The sequence below is a fragment of the Kitasatospora sp. NPDC041917 genome (genome assembly GCF_055589745.1).
Map to the genome: position 1 here is coordinate 107,312 of NZ_JBVJBI010000022.1, position 20,051 is coordinate 127,362.

General features: G+C 75.8%; 11 protein-coding genes and 1 riboswitch. Of the genes, 9 read left to right on the forward strand and 2 right to left on the reverse strand.

Annotation, left to right across the window (positions count from 1 at the left end):
* Nucleotides 1-189 precede the first annotated feature (189 nt).
* From ACZ6EM_RS25420 to mfd, 4 genes are all read left to right on the forward strand, one after another.
* On the forward strand, nt 190-1,191 hold the full coding sequence (locus tag ACZ6EM_RS25420; RefSeq protein WP_452180810.1) for an SMI1/KNR4 family protein: 1,002 nt from the start codon (nt 190-192) through the stop codon (nt 1,189-1,191).
* A gap of 85 nt (nt 1,192-1,276) precedes the next feature.
* Nucleotides 1,277-4,024, forward strand: a complete 2,748-nt coding sequence (locus ACZ6EM_RS25425; RefSeq protein WP_465773291.1) for an SUKH-4 family immunity protein — start codon at nt 1,277-1,279, stop codon at nt 4,022-4,024.
* 265 nt (nt 4,025-4,289) lie between these two features.
* Nucleotides 4,290-5,771: a hypothetical protein gene (locus ACZ6EM_RS25430; protein WP_465773292.1), complete on the forward strand. Its 1,482-nt coding sequence runs from the start codon at nt 4,290-4,292 to the stop codon at nt 5,769-5,771.
* Nucleotides 5,772-6,588: 817 nt separating this feature from the next.
* Nucleotides 6,589-10,242 carry a transcription-repair coupling factor gene (mfd, locus tag ACZ6EM_RS25435; protein WP_465773293.1) on the forward strand — a complete coding sequence of 1,218 codons (3,654 nt, stop codon included), beginning with the start codon at nt 6,589-6,591 and terminating at the stop codon, nt 10,240-10,242.
* 132 nt (nt 10,243-10,374) lie between these two features.
* Here mfd and ACZ6EM_RS25440 read toward each other — a convergent pair whose 3' ends face one another.
* Entirely contained in the window at nt 10,375-11,037 is a 663-nt protein-coding gene (locus ACZ6EM_RS25440; protein ID WP_465773294.1) for a DUF4352 domain-containing protein, read from the reverse strand.
* A 216-nt stretch (nt 11,038-11,253) separates the two neighbouring features.
* Between ACZ6EM_RS25440 and ACZ6EM_RS25445 the strand changes: the two genes are divergently transcribed.
* The 4 genes from ACZ6EM_RS25445 (at nt 11,254) to ACZ6EM_RS25460 (ending at nt 17,518) form a co-directional block, all read left to right on the forward strand.
* The gene (locus ACZ6EM_RS25445; protein ID WP_465773295.1) at nt 11,254-13,422 is read left to right on the forward strand and encodes an N-6 DNA methylase; all 2,169 of its coding nucleotides are present in this window, start codon (nt 11,254-11,256) and stop codon (nt 13,420-13,422) included.
* A gap of 224 nt (nt 13,423-13,646) precedes the next feature.
* Nucleotides 13,647-14,381, forward strand: coding sequence for a hypothetical protein (locus tag ACZ6EM_RS25450; protein WP_465773296.1), 735 nt, complete (start codon nt 13,647-13,649; stop codon nt 14,379-14,381).
* Nucleotides 14,378-16,006: a protein kinase domain-containing protein gene (locus ACZ6EM_RS25455; RefSeq protein WP_465773297.1), complete on the forward strand. Its 1,629-nt coding sequence runs from the start codon at nt 14,378-14,380 to the stop codon at nt 16,004-16,006. Before ACZ6EM_RS25450 ends, ACZ6EM_RS25455 begins: the two co-directional genes overlap by 4 nt.
* A 396-nt stretch (nt 16,007-16,402) precedes the next feature.
* The gene (locus tag ACZ6EM_RS25460; RefSeq protein ID WP_452180100.1) at nt 16,403-17,518 is read left to right on the forward strand and encodes a nucleoside triphosphate pyrophosphohydrolase; all 1,116 of its coding nucleotides are present in this window, start codon (nt 16,403-16,405) and stop codon (nt 17,516-17,518) included.
* Nucleotides 17,519-17,522: 4 nt separating this feature from the next.
* On the opposite strand, the gene ACZ6EM_RS25465 is transcribed toward ACZ6EM_RS25460, so the two are convergent.
* Nucleotides 17,523-17,945 carry an SDR family NAD(P)-dependent oxidoreductase gene (locus ACZ6EM_RS25465; protein WP_465773298.1) on the reverse strand — a complete coding sequence of 141 codons (423 nt, stop codon included), beginning with the start codon at nt 17,943-17,945 and terminating at the stop codon, nt 17,523-17,525.
* A 310-nt stretch (nt 17,946-18,255) separates the two neighbouring features.
* Here ACZ6EM_RS25465 and ACZ6EM_RS25470 point away from each other — a divergent pair, with 310 nt between their 5' ends.
* Nucleotides 18,256-19,656 (forward strand): cytochrome P450 family protein, encoded by a 1,401-nt coding sequence (locus ACZ6EM_RS25470; protein WP_465773299.1) that lies wholly within the window; start codon nt 18,256-18,258, stop codon nt 19,654-19,656.
* A 221-nt stretch (nt 19,657-19,877) separates the two neighbouring features.
* Nucleotides 19,878-20,046, forward strand: a riboswitch (cyclic di-AMP (ydaO/yuaA leader).
* The last annotated feature ends 5 nt before the right edge of the window (nt 20,047-20,051 follow it).

Below are 20,051 nucleotides of genomic sequence, written 5' to 3' on the forward strand. Positions count from 1 at the left end.
TCCGGGCGGGGCCGGGCAAGGCTTCGGGCGTGGTCCGGGCAGGGCTCCGGGCGAGGTCCCGGCCGTGCGCCGCCCCCGGGACCCGCCGTCGCTCCCCCGTCGTCCGCCTGACGGACGGGGGGTTGAAGGCAGGCCCTAGGCTGGTGCCCAGCAGGCACCGTATTTGCAGCAGCCAGTGGGGGCTCCCAGATGACGACAGGTCGGCCCGGCGTCGCCGCCGCACCGAACGCGGCGTACGCAGGTCAGGTGGTGCAGTTCCCGGACCCGGTCCGCGCGGAGCGGCACCCCGCCGGGGTCAGGGTGGACGAGTACGGCTTTCCGGACTTCGGCCCGTACGCCGCCGCCGCGGCCGAGGTGGCCGACCCGCCGGAGGGCTTCGGCGTGGACGAGCTGCGACTGACCGACTACGTGTCGGCCAACGCCGCGCTCTACACCCAGGGCCACCCGCTCTGGGCCGACCTCTCGACCGCCGTCGCCACCCCGCCCGGCTGGACCTGGCACCACGCGGTCGGCCGGGCCGCCCCCGGCTGGCGGCGGATGGAGCTCGTGCCGGTCGAGGTCAAGGCGCTGCTGCGGCACCACGGCGGCCTGGCCACCTCCGCCGCCGACCACACCCGCCGCGGCACCCGCCCCCTGCAGGAGCGCCGGGCGGTGCACTTCTCGCTGGCCGGGGACGGCGGCGACCCGATCGGCGTCCCCGAGGACCTCGTGCAGCGCGCCGAGCAGCGCCTCGGCTACCGGCTGCCCGACGCCTACCGCACCTTCCTCAAGCTGGGCGGCGGCCGCACCCCGGTCGGCGTGGCGCTGGACACCGAGCTCGGACTGCTGCTCGACCAGCCCTTCCTGACGCTCACCGAGGAGTACGGCACCGCGGACGTCGTGTACACCAACAAGTGCCTGCGCGACCACCTCACCAAGGACTACCTGGCCGTCGCCTACGCCCAGGGCGGCCTGGTCGCGCTCAAGGTGCGCGGCGAGCGGACCGGCTCGGTCTGGTTCCACCTGCACGACGACGCCCGCGACACCGGTGCCCCGGAGGCCCCGGAGGACCGCTGCGCCCGGCTGCTGCTGCCCTGCGGCGAGGACTTCGACGCCTTCCTGCTGCGGTTGGCGGGCAGCCCGCCGGAGCTGGAGACGGTCGCGGAGCTGATGGTGGACGGCGGGTTCGCCCGGGCCGTCCCGGTGGGCTGAGGCGCGTGGTCGCGGTGGTCGCGGTGGTGTCGGTGGTGTCGGTGGAACGGGGGACGAAGAGGATGCGGACAGGGGTGAACCGGGCGTGGTGACGTACGCGCAGGCGCAGGAGCTCGCCGAGGAGTGGATCAACGGCGGGGTGCCGCGCTCGCAGCAGCGCGAGGTGCGGGTCCGGGAGTTCGACCTGGGCTTCGTCTGCTGGGCGGTGGCGCCCGCGGGCCCGGCCGAGGGCACGGGCGGCGGCACGGGGGAGGCACGGCTGGTGATCGCCCGGGACTCGGGCGCCAGCACGCTGTGGCCCGCGCTGCCCGTCAACGAGGTGGTCCGGCAGTACGAGGAGGTCTACGGGCGGCCGGTGGCGGCCAACCCGGCCGGGGCGGCGAAGCCCGCGCCCGGACCGGTGGAGGCCACCTCCTTCCTGCTCAGCCCGCCGCAGTGGCTCCAGGAGGCGGGGGCCGCGGCGATCGCGGCGGAGGCGGAGCGGCTCGGGACGGCCCCGGCCGGGCCGCAGGGTGCCGAGGCCCCGGTCGCGGCCGATGCTGCCGCTGCCATGCCCGGCGCCGCCGCTGCCACGCCCGTCGAGGAGCGGCCCGTTCCGGCGCCGCAGCCCGTTCCCGCGCCGCTGCCCGCCCCGGCCGTGCTGACCGAGCCGCCGGTCTCCGGCCGGCCCGCCGGGGACGCGCCCACCATGCTCGCGCCGCCGCCCGGGCACGAGGAGCCGGTCGTCGCTCCGCAGCCCTCGCCGCAGCCGCAGGCCGTCGCGCCGGTGCCGCCGCCCGTGGCTCCGGTCGTGCCCGTCGCGCCCGTCGCGCCCGTCGCGCCCGTCGCGCCCGTCGCGCCCGGTGTTCCCAGTGTTCCTGGTGTTCCTGGTGTGCCGGGCCCGTCGGACGGGGGCGACGCCGCCACCGTCCTGATGCCCGAGGGGCTGCGGATCACCGGCTCGGACCTGCCCGAGCCCGCCGCGCCGGCGGGTGCCGAGGCCGCGACCATGCTGATGCCGCCGACGAGCGGCGGCCACGGCATGCCCCCGGTCCCGCCGTTCGCCGAGCCGCCGGCCGCCTCGCCCGCCCCGCCGGCCCCGGTGGCCCCGGCACCCGCCCCGGCCGCCGAGCCGGCGCCGACCCTGCTCGCCTCGCCGGACGCCATGCCCGGGCTGATGGGCCTGCCGGGTGCCCCGGCCGCCCCGCCCGCCACTGGCCCGCAGGCGGAGCACGCCCCGACGATGCTGGCCCCGCCGGGCGGCATGCCCGGCCTCGCCGGCCTGCCCGGTGCCCCGGTCCCCGGCGCCCCGGAGGGCGCCGCGCCGCAGGGCGGACTCGGACGCGGGGCCGGCTCGGTCCCGCCGCCGCCCCCGCCGGCCGCGCTGCGCGGTGGCCCCGCCGGTGCCCCCGGTGCGGGCGCCGCCCCCGCCGGACTCGGACGCGGTGCGGGTTCGGGCCCGCCGCCGCCCCCGCCGGCCGGGCTGAAGCACACTCCGGGCTCCGGTACGCCCGTCGCCGCCCCGGCTGGCTCCGGCGGCCGCGGCGCGGCCTCCGCCCCGCCGCCTCCGCCCCCGGCGGGCCTGCGCGGTGGCGAGGCCCCGCCGGCCCCGCAGGGCGCGCCGTCCGCCGGCCCGCCCGCCTCCGGTACGGCGTACGAGGCGACCCAGCTGGCGGGTGCGATCGACCCGGCGCTGCTGGGCGGCCCGGCGGACCCGGGCACCCCGCCGTCCGGCGGTCCCGCCGTCCCGCCGCCGCCCGGCGGCCCGGCGGCCCCCGCCGCGCCCGCGGCCGGCTACGGCTACCCGAACACGGGCGGTGCCGCGGGGGTCGTCCCGCCGGCGGTGCCCGGTTCGCCGCAGGCCGCGCCGGTGCCCCCGGGGGTGCCCGCGGTCGGCCCGGGGTACTTCGCCGCGCTCAGCTACCGGGGCCCGGACGGCTCGGAGCAGAAGCTGCTGCACCGCAGCGAGCCCGGCACCCCGCACCCGGAGTGGAAGATCCTGCAGGACCTGCGCCGGCTCAACGTGCCGCCGGAGCAGGTGCTGGAGCTCTACACCGAGCTGGAGTCGTGCGACCTGCCGGGCGGCTACTGCAACCGCATGATCGCCGCGTCCTGGCCGAACGTCCGGCTCACCCACACCGCCCCGTACGGCCGCGACCACGCGTCCCGGCAGGCCGGGATGGCCGAGCTGCTCGACCACCTGGACGAGCTGCACCAGCTGGCGTCCGGCGCCCAGCGGGTCCGCCCGTTCCGGGTGCCGCCGCCCGCGCCCGGGACGGTCCAGGCGCTGCCGCCGCTCCCGCCGCAGCAGCTCGCCCAGGAGACCGGCGCCGCCTTCGGGCAGAACCTGTTCCGGTACGAGCAGCGCGCCGTCTCCCGCCAGGGCGTGCCCGAGCCGGTGTCCCAGACCCTGATGTGGGCCGGGCTGCCGCGCGACTTCGGGCCGTTCTTCTGGGCGCAGGCGCAGGAGGGCCGCCCGATCCCGACGCTCGCCGAGCTGGCCGCCGAGCGCGGCCTGGCCGCGGGCCCGGACTTCGGCGGCTACCTGGTGCTGGGCAACGACTACGGACGGCAGCTGTGCGTCCAGTACGGCACCGCGCACGTGGTGGCCGTGGACATCGATGGAACCGGTCAGCCGCCCCGGTTCGTCAACAGCGGTGTACCGGAGTTCGTCCGCTCGATGGCCCTGCTGGGCCGGATGTGGCGGCTGCGGTACGGGCTGACCCCGGACCAGGCCGGTCGCTGGACGACCGACTTCCAGGCCCAGCTCGCCGCGATCGACCCGGCGGCCCTGCAGAACGCGGACACCTGGTGGGCCGTGCTGCTGGAGCAGTTCTGGGACGGCCTGCTGTAGCGGACCGTCGCAGGTCCTCGCAGGTGGGAGGGGTCGTTCCGGTGCCCGGAACGGCCCCTCCGGCATGCCTCCGCAGCTGTGCCTCGTTGGGGTTTCGCCCAGATCTGCGCAAAATAGGTCAAGAGGATGGGTCTATTCGTCTCGTCCTCGACATATTCCGGTCCGCACGACGACGGAATCCGGCCCGGGGCACCGAACCGGTTCCGGATCCGTCCGTTCCGTCCGATCATGGGCTCCGCAGCCCGCGAAACGAGGGGAAGAGCCCATGAGCGACGCCGTCCCCCAGTACGGCTTCACCCAGGCCCGCCGTGGCTACGTGCCCGAGCAGGTCGACCGAGCCCTCGCCGCCCTCACCGCGCAGCGTGACGAGGCGTGGGAACGGTTGAGCGTCCTGGGCGCCGGCATCCGGCAGATGGAGGCCCGGCTGGCCGACATCCGCCGGACTGCCGAGGAGGCCCCGGAACCCGACTACCAGGTACTCAGCGAGCAGGCCGCCGGACTGGCCGCGATGGCCGAGAACGAGGCGCGCGCCGTCCGGGAGAAGGCCGAGCGCTTCGCCGAGGACCTGCGGGACGAGGTCTACGAGGCGGGGCAGGCCGCCGACCGCGCCGCCAAGGAGTACAGCACCACGACCCGTACCGACGCGGACGCGGCCGCCCGCCGCACCGAGGAGCGGACCCGGGCCGAGGCCGAGGGCATCCGGTCCGACACCGACCGGGAGAGCCGTTCCGCGCGGGACGCCGCGACCGCGTACGCCGCCAAGGTGCGGGTGGCCGCCGCCGAGGCCAGCGAGCAGGCCGAGGCCGAGCTGGCCGCCCGGCGCCGCAAGGCCGACGAGACCTTCGCCGCCGCCCAGGCCGCGGCCGACGCCGAGGACGCCGAGGTCTCGGCGACCGCCGAGCGCAAGGTCAAGGAGGCGGAGCAGCAGCGGGAGACGGTGCTGAACCGGATCAAGCAGCTGGAGACGGACGCCCAGGCCAAGGCCGACCAACTGGTCGAGCAGGCCCGCCGGGAGGCCGAGAAGATCAACGCGGAGAGCGAGCGCGAGCAGCGCGAGTTCGACACCCGGCTGGAGACGGTGCAGCAGCACCTGGACCACATCAAGGCCACGCTGGCCTCGCTCACCGGGGCGGCGGTCGGCCAGATCGAGCCCGAGGTGGCGGCGGCCGCCGTCGCGGCCGCCCGGGCCGCCCAGGACTCCGTCGGGACCGTCGTGCCCGTCGCGGCGCCCGCGCCCCCCGCTCCGCGGGACCCGGTCGCGGACGCGGTCGTCGACGCCTCGCCGGTGGACTCGGAGGCGGACACCGGGGAGATCCCGGTGGCCGACCTGCGCAAGACCCTGACTCCCGCGGCTCCCGCCGGGGCCAAGGCCCCCGCCCGGGAGAGGTCGGCGACCGTGCTGCGGACGCCGGTGGTCGGCAGCAGCGCCACCAGGGCCATCGGCGGGCCCGTGGCGACCGGCCCGGTGCCGCCGAAGCCGGCCTCGCCGCCCGCCGAGGAGACGGTCGAGGGGACGGCCGGGGCCGAGGGAACGGCCGAAGGGACGGCCGGGGCCGAGGGAGCGGCCGAGGGGACGGCCGGGGCCGAGGGAACGGCCGAGGCGAAGGCGGTCGACGGGCCGGCCGCGGCCGGGAAGGGCGACGGGCGGTCCTCGGAGGCCGAGACCCGGATCGTTCCGAAGATCATCATCGTGGACGACGGCAGCGACTACGCGACCCCCCACACGGTGAGCTACAACCGCCGCTGACCGGCGCGCCCGACCGCGCGCCGCGAAGGCCCCGACCGCCCGGTGAGAGGCGGTCGGGGCCTTCGCCGTGCCGGCCGCGCCCGGGCCCTCGGGCGGGAGCCCGGGTCGACGGGCGGGCCCTCGGGGCCGGGTCGACGGGCAGGCCGAGGCCGGAGGCCGGGGAGGACGGGCGGGCTTCGGGACAGGACGGCGGTCGACGGGGTGGGCCCCCGGGAACGAAAGAGGCCGAGACCCGTGGCGCCCTCCAGGAAAGGGCGCCACGGTTCCCGGCGCTTGGGCGGGCGCCCCCACCCAGGGCCGCCCGGCCTCGCACCTCCGACCCCCATCGGGGGTGCGACAGTGCCCTCCACAGCCATCCCCCACGGTTGGGTGCGGCGGGCACGTTCACCATGGTGCGCGATCTCCATGGACGGCCAGTGACAGGAGTATGTCCAGTTCGTGGCGGATAGCCGTGCCCCGTTCGGGACGGCTCCCGGTTGGTTCGTCCACCGGCCGGTCCGGTGTTCCGTCCAGTCGTTCGTTCTCGGACGTGTTCCTGACAACCTGCGCGGGGCGGCCGCGCGGATGCCCGGTGCTCCGGATCCCCGGCCGACCTCTGCCGACCCCCTTTCGCCCCCTTTCGGCCCCTTTCAGCCCCGGCGCGGGTCCGGCGCGGGTCCGGTCCGGCCTCGCCGAAGCCGTGGACCGCGTGCGCGTCCCTGCCGCGGCGTAGGCTGGAGACCCCCGGCCGCTCGGCGTGCCGGGCCGTTCGCGTTGCCCCGGCGGGCCTTCGCCGCCCCGGGGCAGCATCAGCCACGGGACGAAGAAGAGACCCCAGATGAGCCTGACCGGACTGCTCGATGTCGTCGCGCGGGACGCGGCGCTCGCCGAGGCGATCGAGGCGGCCACCGCCCCCGGAGCCGCGGCCGGTGGACGCCGCCACCTGGACCTGGTCGGACCGCCCGCCGCCCGGCCGTTCGCCATCGCCGCGCTGGCCCGCGCGCTCGCCGGGCAGGCCGCCGGGGACCGGGGCCGCCCGGTGCTCGCCGTCACCGCGACCGGCCGGGAGGCCGAGGACCTCGCGGCCTCGCTGCGCTCCCTGCTGCCCGTCGACGCCGTCGCCGAGTTCCCGGCCTGGGAGACCCTGCCGCACGAACGGCTGTCGCCCCGCTCGGACACCGTCGGGCGCCGGCTGGCCGTACTGCGCCGGATCGTGCACCCGCGGGCGGACGACCCGGCGGCCGGGCCGGTCCAGGTGGTGGTCGCCCCGGTCCGTTCGGTGCTCCAGCCGCAGGTCAAGGGGCTGGCCGAGCTGGAACCGGTGGCCGTCCGGCGCGGTGAGTCGTACGACCTGGAGGAGGTGGCCCGCCGGCTCTCCGCCGCCGCCTACGCGCGCGTCGAACTGGTCGAGAAGCGCGGCGAGTTCGCCGTCCGCGGCGGCATCCTGGACGTCTTCCCGCCGACCGAGGAGCACCCGCTGCGGGTGGAGTTCTGGGGCGACGAGGTCGAGGAGGTCCGCTACTTCAAGGTCGCCGACCAGCGTTCGCTGGAGATCGCCGAGCACGGCCTGTGGGCGCCGCCCTGCCGCGAGCTGCTGCTCACCGAGGAGGTGCGGGCCCGGGCCGCCGAGCTGTCCGCCGAGCACCCCGGGCTGGCCGAGATCCTGGACAGGATCGCCGAGGGCATCGCGGTCGAGGGCATGGAGTCGCTGGCGCCGGTGCTGGTGGACGACATGGAGCTGCTGGTCGACGTGCTGCCGCTCGGTTCGGTCGCGGTGGTCTGCGACCCCGAGCGGGTCCGCACCCGGGCCGCCGACCTGGTGGCGACCAGCCAGGAGTTCCTGCACGCCTCCTGGGTCGCGGCCGCGGCCGGCGGGGACCGCCCGATCGACCTGGAGACCATCGACGTCTCCGCCGCCTCGCTGCGCTCGCTCGCCGAGGTGCGCGAGCACGCCGCCGAGATCGGGCTGCCCTGGTGGTCCGTCAGCCCGTTCGCGACCAGCGAGTCGACCGTCGACGGCATCCTGGCCCGCGACGGAGTCGCTGGTTGGCACGGCGATGCCAACACGCTGACCCTCGGCATGCACGCCGTCGAGGCCTACCGGGGCGACACCGCCCGGGCGATCGCCGACGCCAAGGAGCGGCTGGCCGCCGACTGGCGGGTCGTCATGGTGACCGAGGGCCACGGCCCGGCCTCCCGGCTCGCCGAGGTGCTGGGCAACGAGGGCATCCCGGCCCGCCTGGTCGCCGACCTCGCCGAGGCGCCCACCCGGGACGTCGTCCACGTCTCCTGCGGCTCGATCGAGCACGGCTTCGTCGACGAGAACCTGAAGCTCACGGTCATCACCGAGACCGACCTGTCCGGTCAGAAGTCCTCCACCAAGGACATGCGCCGGATGCCCTCGCGCCGCCGCAACGCGATCGACCCGCTGGCGCTGGTGGCCGGCGACTACGTCGTCCACGAGGCGCACGGCGTCGGCAAGTACGTCGAGATGGTGCAGCGCACCGTCCAGGGCGCCACCCGCGAGTACCTGGTGCTGGAGTACGCCCCGGCCAAGCGCGGCCACCCCGGCGACCGGCTGTTCGTGCCGACCGACCAGCTCGACCAGGTCACCAAGTACGTCGGCGGCGAGGCCCCGACGCTGCACCGGCTCGGCGGCGCGGACTGGGCGAAGACCAAGCAGCGGGCCAAGAAGGCGGTCAAGGAGATCGCCGCCGACCTGATCAAGCTGTACTCGGCGCGGATGGCCGCCCCCGGCCACACCTTCGGCCCGGACACCCCGTGGCAGCGGGAGCTGGAGGACGCCTTCCCGTACGCGGAGACGCCGGACCAGCTGACCACCATCGCCGAGGTCAAGTCGGACATGGAGAAGTCCGTCCCGATGGACCGGCTGATCTGCGGCGACGTCGGCTACGGCAAGACCGAGATCGCCGTGCGGGCCGCGTTCAAGGCCGTGCAGGACGGCAAGCAGGTGGCGGTCCTGGTGCCGACCACGCTGCTGGTGCAGCAGCACTTCTCGACCTTCGCCGAGCGCTACGCGAACTTCCCGGTGAACGTGAAGGCGCTGTCCCGCTTCCAGACCGACACCGAGGCCAAGGCCGTGCTGGAGGGGCTGTTCGAGGGCTCGGTGGACGTCGTCATCGGCACCCACCGGCTGTTCTCCTCCGAGACCAGGTTCAAGGACCTCGGCCTGGTCATCGTCGACGAGGAGCAGCGCTTCGGCGTCGAGCACAAGGAGCAGCTGAAGAAGCTGCGCGCCAACGTGGACGTGCTCACCATGTCCGCGACCCCGATCCCGCGCACCCTGGAGATGGCGGTCACCGGCATCCGCGAGATGTCCACCATCACCACCCCGCCGGAGGAGCGGCACCCGGTGCTGACCTTCGTCGGGCCGTACGACGAGAAGCAGATCTCGGCCGCGATCCGGCGTGAACTCCTGCGCGAGGGCCAGGTGTTCTACATCCACAACCGGGTGGAGTCGATCGACAAGGCGGCCGCCCGGCTGAAGGACCTGGTGCCCGAGGCGCGGATCGCCACCGCGCACGGGCAGATGGGGGAGAACCAGCTGGAGAAGGTCGTCGTCGACTTCTGGGAGAAGGAGTTCGACGTCCTGGTGTCGACCACGATCGTGGAGTCCGGCATCGACATCTCCAACGCCAACACCCTGATCGTGGAGCGCGGCGACACCTTCGGCCTCTCCCAGCTGCACCAGTTGCGCGGCCGGGTCGGGCGAGGCCGCGAGCGCGGCTACGCGTACATGCTGTACCCGCCGGAGAGGCCGCTCACCGAGACCGCGCACGAGCGGCTGGCCACCATCGCCCAGCACACCGAGATGGGCGCCGGCATGTACGTCGCGATGAAGGACCTGGAGATCCGCGGCGCGGGCAACCTGCTCGGCGGCGAGCAGTCCGGGCACATCGCGGGCGTCGGCTTCGACCTCTACATGCGGATGGTCGGCGAGGCGGTGGCGGAGTTCCGCGAGTCGCTGGCGGGCGGCGGGGAGCCGGAGGAGGAGCCGCTGGAGGTGAAGATCGAGCTGCCGGTCGACGCCCACGTGCCGCACGACTACGCACCCGGCGAGCGGCTGCGGCTGCAGGCGTACCGCTCGATCGCCGCGGTCAACTCGGAGGAGGACATCCAGCAGGTCCGGGACGAGCTGGTGGACCGCTACGGCAAGCTGCCCGAGCCGGTGGAGAACCTGCTGCTGGTCGCGGCGCTGCGGCTGTACGCCCGGCGGTGCGGGATCTCGGACATCACCCTCCAGGGCTCCAACGTCCGCTTCGGGCCGGTGGAGCTGCGGGAGTCCCAGCAGCTGCGGCTGAACCGGCTCTACCCGCGCAGTCAGGTGAAGGCGGCGGCCCAGCAGCTGCTGGTGCCGCGCCCGAGCACCGGGCGGATCGGCGGCAAGCCGCTGGTCGGTCGGGAACTGCTGGGCTGGTGCACCGAGTTCCTGTCGGCCATGTTCGACGACCTGGCGGGGGCGAAGAAGTAGGCATCCGGAGGGCCCCGCCCTCCAGGTGGTTCACGGCGGTCTCGGGCTCTGCCCCGGGGCCGCCGTTTCGTGTGGACGGGCGCCGGCCGTCGTTGACGCGGTGCGGCGGCCGGCCGACTGTGAACAGCTGCGTCAGCCGAGCTTCCACTGGCCGGTCTGCGGGGCGAAGCCACTGTCGAGGCCGAACTGGGCCTTGTCGAGCTTGGCGTCCTTCGGGACCTCGAAGGTGACGAAGCCGAGGGCGCTCTCGCCGGGCGCGATGTTGGCGGGGACCTGGAAGCCCGGGCCGGCCTTGGTGTCCGCGATCGTGCTGCCGAAGGCCTGGCCCTGGGCGTCCACCACCTTGGCGCTGTTGCCCGGGACGTCGCTGTAGGCCTTCTTGCCGCTCGCCTTGATCCGGAACTGGACCGAGACGAAGCGCTTGCCGTCGGCCGGGTGGGTGAACTCGTCCTCGCCCTCGGCGTTGTCGACCACCTTCACCAGCGTCACGTCGGCGGTGTCGGCCGGGTCGTTGCCCTTGAGCGCGATGGTGTCGCCGAGCTTGGCGGGCGCCTTGCCGGTGTCGGCGGGCTTGTCCCCGGCGGGCTTGGCGGCCTCGGAGCCGGTGGCGGCCGCGGTCTGCTTCGCCTCCGTCGAGACGGAGGCGCCGCCGGTGGAGTCGCACGCCGTCGCGCTCAGGGTGACCAGCGCGGCGCCCAGCAGCAGGACGGCGGTGCGGCGGGTGGCGCCGCGCCGGGCGGTGGCGCGGCGGACGGCGGTGCGGCGGGCGGCGGTGCGCCGGGCGTTCGCGGACATGGGTGTCTCCCGGTGATCGGTGGTCTTCCCTGCGCCGCCCCGTTCGGTGGCGACGGAGAGATCACACCACTCGGCCGTGAACCATGTCAATGCGATTTCACAAAAGAGCTCTGTTCACATGTGAACTGTGATCGAGGGGTGCGTCGCTATGCTGTGCGGTCACAGCCCCGCCCCCGCCCCGGCTGTGCGGTCGCAGCCCCCACCGAAGGAGCCCCCGTGCCGGACCGTCCCGAAGTGACCGCCGCCGAGATCGCCCGGCTGGCCGGCGTCGGCCGGGCTGCGGTCAGCAACTGGCGCCGCCGCCACCCCGACTTCCCGCGCCCGGTCGGCGGCACCGAGGCCAGCCCGGCCTTCGCGCTCGCCGAGGTCGAGTCCTGGCTGCGCGCCCAGGGCAAGATCGCCGAACTCCCGCTGCTGGAGCGGGTCTGGCAGCTCGTCGACACCCTCCGCGACCCGGCCGGCCACCCCGCCGCCCCGCTGGTCGAGGCCGGCGCCCTGCTCCTGCTGCTGCACCGCGAGCCCGCGCAGTGGGCTGGGCTCGCCGACCGGCCCGACACCCGGCTCGCCCTCGCGCTGCCCCGGGCCGTCACCGGCGCCGCCGTGCACGCCTTCGGCCCCGACGGCGCCCGCACCCTCGGCCTCCCGGGCCTGCTCGGCAGCACCCAGCTGGACCTCGCCCGGCTGCTCGCCGAACTCGCCGCGCAGACGGGCCCGGTCGGCGCGTACGAGCAGCTGCTCACCCGGTACGCCGAGGCCAACACCCGGCAGCTCAGCCCCACCCCGCCGGAGGCCGCCGAACTGCTCGCGGCCGTCGCCGGCGTCCCCGCCACCGTGCTCGACCCGGCCGTCGGCCTCGGCTCCGTCCTGCTCGCCCACCCCCCGACCACCGGCCGCTACGGTCAGGACGCCGACCCGGTCACCGCCGCCCTCGCCCGGCTCCGGATCGCCCTGCACACCCCCGCCGACGACCCCGGCCCGCTCCCGCTCGACCTGCGGGCCGGCGACGCCCTGCGCGCCGACGGCTTCCCCGGCGACACCTTCGAGGCCGTGCTCTGCCAGCCCCCGTACAACGAGCGCGACTGGGGCCACGACGAGCTGCAGTTCGACACCCGCTGGCCCGGCGGGCTCGTCCCGCCGCGCGGCGAGTCCGAACTCGCCTGGGTGCTGCACTGCCTGGCGCACACCCGCCCCGGCGGCCTCGCCGCCCTGCTGCTCCCGCCGACCGTCGCCGCCCGTCGGGCCGGCCGCCGCATCCGGGCCGAACTGCTCCGCTCCGGCGCGTTGCGGGCCGTCATCGCGCTGCCGGCCGGCGCCGCCCCGCCGTACGGCGTCCCGCTGCACCTGTGGGTGCTGCGCGCACCCCGGCCGGGCGGCGACTTCCGCCAGGTGCTGATGCTCGACGCCGGGGCGGCGCTCGCCGGTCCGGGCGGGGCCGCCGGGGCGCAGGCCGCCGAGGGCGGCCGGGACAAGGTCGACTGGACCGAGCTGCGCCGCACCGTCCTGGGGGCCTGGCGCGGCTTCGACCTCGCCGCGCGGGAGGGCCTGCCGGTCCCCGCCGACCGTCCCGGCGTCCACCGGGCGATGGCCGCCATCGACCTGCTCGACGACGAGACCGACCTCTCCCCGGCCCGGCACGTCCCGCCCGCCGCCCCGCTCGGCGGCGCGGCCGAACTCTCCCACCTCGGCGGCCGGCTGGCCGAGCTGCTGGCCGGCCTGCCCGACCCGGTCGCGCTGCTGCCGCGGCCCGGCGCCGTGTCCGGTGCCGCGTCCGGCGGGGCGTCCGGTACGGCTCCCGTCGGGGTGGTCACCATCGGCGAGCTGGTCCGCGGCGGCGCGCTGGAGGTGCACTCCTCCGGCACCGGCGCCGCCACCCGGCCGGCCGGGGCGGGTTCGGGCGGCACCCCCGTCGTCACCGACCAGGACCTCGCCACCGGCGCCGCGCCCAGCGCCGTCCTGGCCGCCGGCCCCGGCCCGGCCGGGGACGTCCGCACCCGCCCCGGCGACGTCCTGGTCCCCGCCCTCGGCGGCGGCACCGCCCGGGTCGTCCCCGCCGAGGGCCCGCTGGTCGGCGCCGCCCTCGGCCGCCAGCTCCACCTCCTGCGGCCCGACCCGGCCGCCCTCGACCCCGAGTTCCTGGCCGGCCAGTTCCGCTCCACCGCCGGCACCCGGCGCGCCGCCAGCCACGCCACCACCACCGCCCGGCTCGACATCCGCCGGGTCGAACTGCCCCGCCTCCCGCTCCCCGCCCAGCAGCGCCTCGGCGCCGCCTTCGCCCGCCTCGCCGCCTTCGACACCGCCCTCGCCCGGGCCGCCGCCCTCGGCCGCAGCCTCGCCCAGGCCGCCACCGACGCCCTGGCGACCGGCACCCTGGCGCCGCCTGACTGACACCCGCCCCGCGGACCGGGGCCGGGCCCGCGGGGGTCCGATCCGGCAGGACCCGCGACGCGCGCCCGCAGGTGACCCCGGCTCAGTAGCGGCGCGGTACCGGCGGGATACCGATGCGGCAGCGGGCGGACGGAAGCCCTCCGGAGCGGCCGGGCCGGGCGGTACGGTGTGCGGAACCGGTCGCACCGCCCTCGGTGCCGGTCCTCACCAGCTCAGGAGCGCGCATGTCAGGGCAGTACCCCGGGCAGTTCGGACCGCCGCCCGGCGGGGCGCCGTACGGGCCGGGGCCCGGGCAGGGGTACGCGCCGGGCCCGGTGCCGGGCCCGCCCGCTCCGGGGGGAGCGGCCGGGCCGGGGGGAGTGGTCGGACCGCCCCTGATCCCCGGACGGTTCGGGGTGGTTGTGCGGGTGCTGTGCGCGCTGGCCCCGCTGGTCACCTTCGGCCTGCTCGGGGTCGTCCCCTCGCTGCTGCTGGCGGTCCGGCGCCGACGGGCGTACGACATCCTCGGCGCGGCGGTGTTCTGCGCGCTGCTGCTCGCCATGATCGTCTCGGCCGGGGTCGCGGGCACCCTGAAGAACCCGACCGCCGACACCACCGGCCAGATCACGCTGGCCGTGCTGTGGCTCCTGCCGACGGCGCACTTCCTGGTGATGGACAGCCGCGCGGTCTGGCTGGCCGGGCCTCCGGCGCCGCAGGCCGTGCCGCGCACCGCTCCGCAGGTCCTCTCGCCGTACGCGGTGCCGAACGTCTCGCCGTACGGGGCCACCGTGCCCGGGTACGGGGCGCCCGCGCAGGCCCCCGTGCCCGCTCCCGTCGCGCCGACCGCGACCGCCGCCGTCGTCCCCTCGACCCCCGCCCCCTCGACCCCCGCCCCCTCGGCCCCCGCCCCCGAAACCGCCCACGACCTGCGCGAGCTGGGCGAGTTGCTGCGCCGCCAGGCCCGCGAGGACCGGCCGTGACCGCCACCCGGCTGATCGCCGGCCGCTACCGGCTCACCGGGAAGATCGGCCACGGCGGCATGGGCCAGGTCTGGGCCGGCCAGGACGAACGACTGCACCGCCCGGTCGCGGTCAAACTGCTCCGCCCCGAGCACCTGCTCCCCGGCGGGACCGGCTCCGGAGGCGAACGGGCCCGCCACGGCGACGAGTTGAGCCGCCGCTTCCTGCGCGAGTGCCGGATCACGGCCGCGCTCGACCACCCCGGGGTGGTCACCGTCTTCGACGCGGGCGAGGACGAGGGCGAGCTCTACCTCGTCATGCAGCGCATCCCCGGGGTCAGCCTGGCCGACCTCATCGCCGAGGACGCGCCCTTCCCGATCGAACGCGCGGCGGCCGTCGCCGCCCAGCTGTGCACCGCGCTGGCCGCCGTCCACGCCATCCCGGTGGTCCACCGCGACCTCAAACCGAGCAACGTCATGGTCCGCGAGGACGGCCGCACCGTCCTGCTGGACCTCGGCATCGCCACCGCCCTCGACACCGAGACCACCCGGCTGACCCTCACCGGCGTGCCCGTCGGCAGCCCCTCCTACATGGCCCCCGAACAGGCCCTCGCCGCCACCACCGACCCGCGCAGCGACCTCTACGCGCTCGGCTGCCTGCTGCACGAGATGCTCGCCGGCGAGGAGCCGTTCCGGGCCCCCACCGCACTCGGGGTCCTGCGCCGACACGTCGACGAACCACCCGTCCCGCTGCGGGAGTTGCGCCACGACGTGCCGCAGCCGCTGGAACAGCTGGTGCTCGACCTGCTCGCCAAGCGGCCCGCCGACCGCCCCGCCGACGCCCGGAGCGTGTACGCGCGGCTGCTCCCGCTGCTGCCCCCGGCCGACGGCACCCCGCAGCCCCGCTACACGCCGCTGCCGGACCCGGCCCGCCCCTTCCGCTACCCGCACCAGCCGCAGCCGCCGGCCGCGGCGGCCGCCCCGGCGCCCGTGGTCCGCTCCGAGCCCCGGCCCTTCCTCATGCCACCCGCCCCCGCGACACCTCCCCCCGTCCCCGCGGAGCCCGACCTCGGCGCCGAGTGCGCCCGGCTCTCCGACCTGGTCGACGCCGGCCGCCACACCGAGGTGCTCGGCCTCGCCGCCCGCCTGCTGCCCCGGGCCGAGGCCGAACTCGGCGACACCGCACCCCTGGTGCGCACCATCCGCACCATCTACGCCCGCACCCTCCTGCACGAGGGCCACCCCCAGCAGGCCCTCCCCGAGTACCGCCGCCTCGCCGCCACCGCCGACGGCGGCCCGCACGGCCCCCAGGGCCTCGACCACCGCTACCGCGCCGCCGTCTGCCTCGACCGGCTCGGCCACGGCGCCGAAGCCCTCACCGAGTACCAGGCCCTCCTCACCGCCCACACCGCCCGCCTCGAATCCGGCCTCGACACCGACCCCGAGCGCGCCTACGACCTCCGCGAACGCATCGGCCTCCACCTCGCCGCCACCGGCGACCCGCAGAACGCCTGGCAGTGGCTGCTCCCCCTCCTCCTCGACCGCGAACGCCGCGACGGCCCCCACCACCCCACCGTCCGCCGCCTCCGCCAGTCCCTCTCCACCCTCACCCCCACTTCCACCCCCTGGCCCCCGACCCCGCACTGACCGGCGGCCACGGCCTCCACCGTCCTGGGACCCCACCGCCGCCGGTGGGGTCGCTGTGCCGGCCTGCGCCTCGGCCCCAGCCGCCGCCGGCCGGGCCACTGCGCAGCACCGGCATCCAGTGCCGGTGACGCCGTGCCGGCCCGGGCGTGCCGCCCTGCCCGTCCTCGGAGAATCCCCAGTGGCTCCAGCCCTCTTGGAGCCCCGGACATCCCGGGACGCGCGTGTTCTCCACCGGCCCCCATCCGGTGCCCCTGTGCGTGTTGGCATCTCGGATCAGAAAGTCGGCCCGGCCGACTTCCTGCGCTCATGCGGGCGGGCGGGGTCCATGCCCCGGGAACGGAGCCCGGGGGCGGGGAACGGGCGGGCGAAGTGGGGGTGCGGGGGTAGGTTCGGGGGGTGACGACGAATGCTGTGCCGACGAAGACTCCGGGCGCGAAGCTGATCCTGCTGACCACCACCCACCGGGTGGCTCCCGGCCTGCTGGCGTGGCCGGCGTGGGAGGCGTTGCGGTCGGCGGGGCGGGTGCTGGTGGGGGACGAGCGGCATCCGCAGGTGGCGGCGGTGCGGCAGGCCGGGGTGGTGGTGGAGGTCGTGCCGGCCGGGTCGGCGCCCGCGTTGGCGCGGCTGCTGACCGGGCAGCCCGCCGGGGCCGGGCCGACGGTGTGGCTGGGCAGTCCGGACGGGGATCCGGGGCTGACCGACGCGCTGGCGAGGCTGGCGGTGGAGCACGCCGGCGAGGTGCCGGAGATCGAGGTGCTGCCCGGCTCGTACGACCTGCCGGGGTCGCGGCTGCTGGACCTGGTGACGGTGATGGACCGGCTGCGCTCCCCGGGCGGCTGCCCCTGGGACGCCGAGCAGACGCACGAGAGCCTGGTGAAGTACCTGGTCGAGGAGGCGTACGAGCTGGTCGAGGCGATCGAGGAGGGGGACCGGGAGGCGCTGCGCGAGGAGTTGGGCGACGTCCTGCTGCAGGTGTTCTTCCACTCCCGGATCGCCGAGGAGCACCCGACCGAGCCGTTCACCGTCGACGACGTGGCCGGGGACATCGTCGAGAAGCTGATGTACCGGCACCCGCACGTGTTCGGGGACGTCGAGGCCGGCGGCGCCGCCGAGGTGGAGGCGAACTGGGAGCAGCTGAAGGCGGCCGAGAAGGCGGACCGCGAGTCGGTGCTGGACGGCGTGCCGGCCGGGCTGCCCGCGCTGGCGTACGCGGCGAAGCTGGTGTCCCGGGTGCGCCGGGCCGGCTTCACGGGGGTGCCGGACGAGTCGTACGAGCTGCCGGTCGAGCTGACCGCCGACTCGGCGGGCCGGCTGCTGCTCGCGGTGGCGCAGCGGGCGCACGACGCCGGGGTGGACGTGGACGCGGCGCTGCGGTCGGCCGCGCGCGGTTACCGGGACGCGGTGCGCGCGGCCGAAGGCCTCAAGCCGGACGGAGAGCCCGACGGAGAGCCCGACGGAGAGCCCGACGGAGAGCCCGACGGGGACTCGGCCGGGGAGCCCGACGGGAAGTAGGTGCTCAGGCCGCCGTGGCGGTGTGCTCCGGGCACCGCTGCGGCGGGACGAGTTCGCCGATGGCCTCGCCGACGAGGACGACGAGTTCGGCGAGCCGCTCCAGGTCGAGGTGGTCGGGCAGCTCGGCCAGCGAGATGATCCGCTCGCCGTCCGGGCCGGCCACGGCGAACAGGTCGATCGGTCCGAGGTGCTTCTCGGCGGTGTCGACGAGGGCGGCGACGTCGCTGGGGCGGCGGATGTCGCCGCAGACGCCGACGACGGGGCAGCCCGGCCGGTCGAGTTCGGCGGCGAGGTCCTCGGCGATGCCGGCGTACTGGTCGGCGATGAGCATTCCGGAGGCGCTGGCCGCGGCGAACCGGCGGGCGAGTCCCGCGCCCGAACCGCCGTCGAGGACCGCGATGACGACGACTGACCCGCTGACCCGCATGGCCTGCTCCTCCCTGTGGGCGACACCGCACCGGCGCCCACGCGTACTGCGGAGGATCGTAGGCACGTCCTGACCCTCCGCAACAGGGATTACCCCGCAGGTGACCAGGCTCACGCCCGCACTGCGGCCAAGAGTCGGCCAAGAGCTGTCCATTGACCGTCCGCGGACAGTCAACGGGCCGTCCATGAACCGTCCATGAACCGTCCATGGGCCGTCCACGGAGCATCGGCAGGACGGCCGCGGACCGTCGGCGGGAGGAGCGGCGGCCCGCCGGAGCGGGCGTGCCCGTCGCACCGGATACGGTCGGTCCATGCCAGCTCAGCCCGACTCCGCCCGGCCCGCCGCCACGCCGTCCGACGCCACCGCCCCGCAGCTGTTCACCTGGGAGTTCGCCTCCGACCCGTACCCCGCCTACGCCTGGCTGCGCGAGCACGCCCCGGTGCACCGCACCACGCTGCCGAGCGGGGTGGAGGCCTGGCTGGTGACCCGGTACGCGGACGCCCGGCAGGCGCTCGCGGACAGCCGGCTGTCGAAGAACCCGGCGCACCACAGCGAGCAGGCGCACCGCACCGGCCGGGTGGGCATCCCGGGGGAGCGGCAGGCGGACCTGATGACCCACCTGCTGAACATCGACCCGCCGGACCACACCCGGCTGCGCAGGCTGGTGTCGAAGGCGTTCACCCCGCGCCGGGTGGCCGAGTTCGAGCCGCGGGTGCAGCAGCTCACCGACCGGCTGATCGACGGCTTCGCGCAGCGCGGTTCGGCGGACCTGATCCACGAGTTCGCCTTCCCGCTCCCCATCTACGCGATCTGCGACATGCTGGGCGTGCCGGCCGAGGACCAGGACGACTTCCGGGACTGGGCCGGGATGATGGTGCGCCACACGAAGCCGGGCCACGGCGGCGGCCGGCGCGGCGGCGTGGGGCGGGCGGTGAAGCGGATGCGGGCGTACCTGCTGGAGCTGATCCACCGCAAGCGCGCGGACCTCGGGGACGACCTGATCTCGGGCCTGATCCGGGCCAGTGACCACGGTGAGCACCTGACCGAGAACGAGGCCGCGGCGATGGCCTTCATCCTCCTGTTCGCGGGTTTCGAGACCACCGTGAACCTGATCGGCAACGGCACGTACGCCCTGCTGCGCAATCCGGAGCAGCGCCGGTTGCTGCAGGAGTCGGTGGCCCGCGGGGAGAGCGCGCTGCTGGAGACCGGGATCGAGGAACTCCTGCGCTACGACGGACCGGTGGAGATGGCGACCTGGCGGTTCGCGACCCGTCCGCTGGCCATCGGCGGGGTGGACATCCCGGTCGGCGACCCGGTGCTGGTGGTGCTCGCCGCGGCGGACCGCGACCCGGCCCGGTTCGCGGCCGAGAACACCCTGGACCTGGCCCGGGCGGACAACCCCCACCTGGGCTTCGGGCACGGCATCCACTACTGCATCGGCGCTCCGCTCGCCCGCTTGGAGGGTCGTGCCGCGCTGACCACGCTGCTTTCCCGGCTGCCCGATCTCCGGCTCGCGGAAAGCGCGGACGACCTGCGGTGGCGCGGTGGTCTGATCATGCGTGGGCTGCGCGAACTCCCGGTGGAATTCAGTCCGGAGAGCCGTTCCCCGCACGCCTCTCCGCAGGCCTCTCCGCAGACCCCTCCGCACGCTCCTTCGCAGGCCTCTCCGCAGGCCTCGCCGAACACTCCCGCCACGCCTCCGACGTGCTGAGATCGCACTGACGGGACGTCGCGAACCACCTGCTGACGGGGGTGTGAACACCCATCAATCCGGACATAACACCGCCGTTGGTAGGCGATCGAACACGCGCCGTAATTATTGTGTGATATCGACGATATGAGCTTGTGATTGGTCTGATGATCTGTCTACTCTCCCTGGAGTTCGCAGCTGCGGACCTCGTACGCGGAACGCCGAGTCCTGCCCGCCGCGCCACGGGAAACCGACCAGAACCCTGGGCAGGGGCGGGGGAACCAGGTTTGTTGCCGTCTCCCCACGGCTTGGGGTGAAGCCGCCCGAGCGGAATCGTTTCCGCGTACGGCGGCCGGGCCACCTCCCGGTCCGAACCCGACAGCTCACCTCGCAGGCGTGCGGAGAGGGACCTCTTC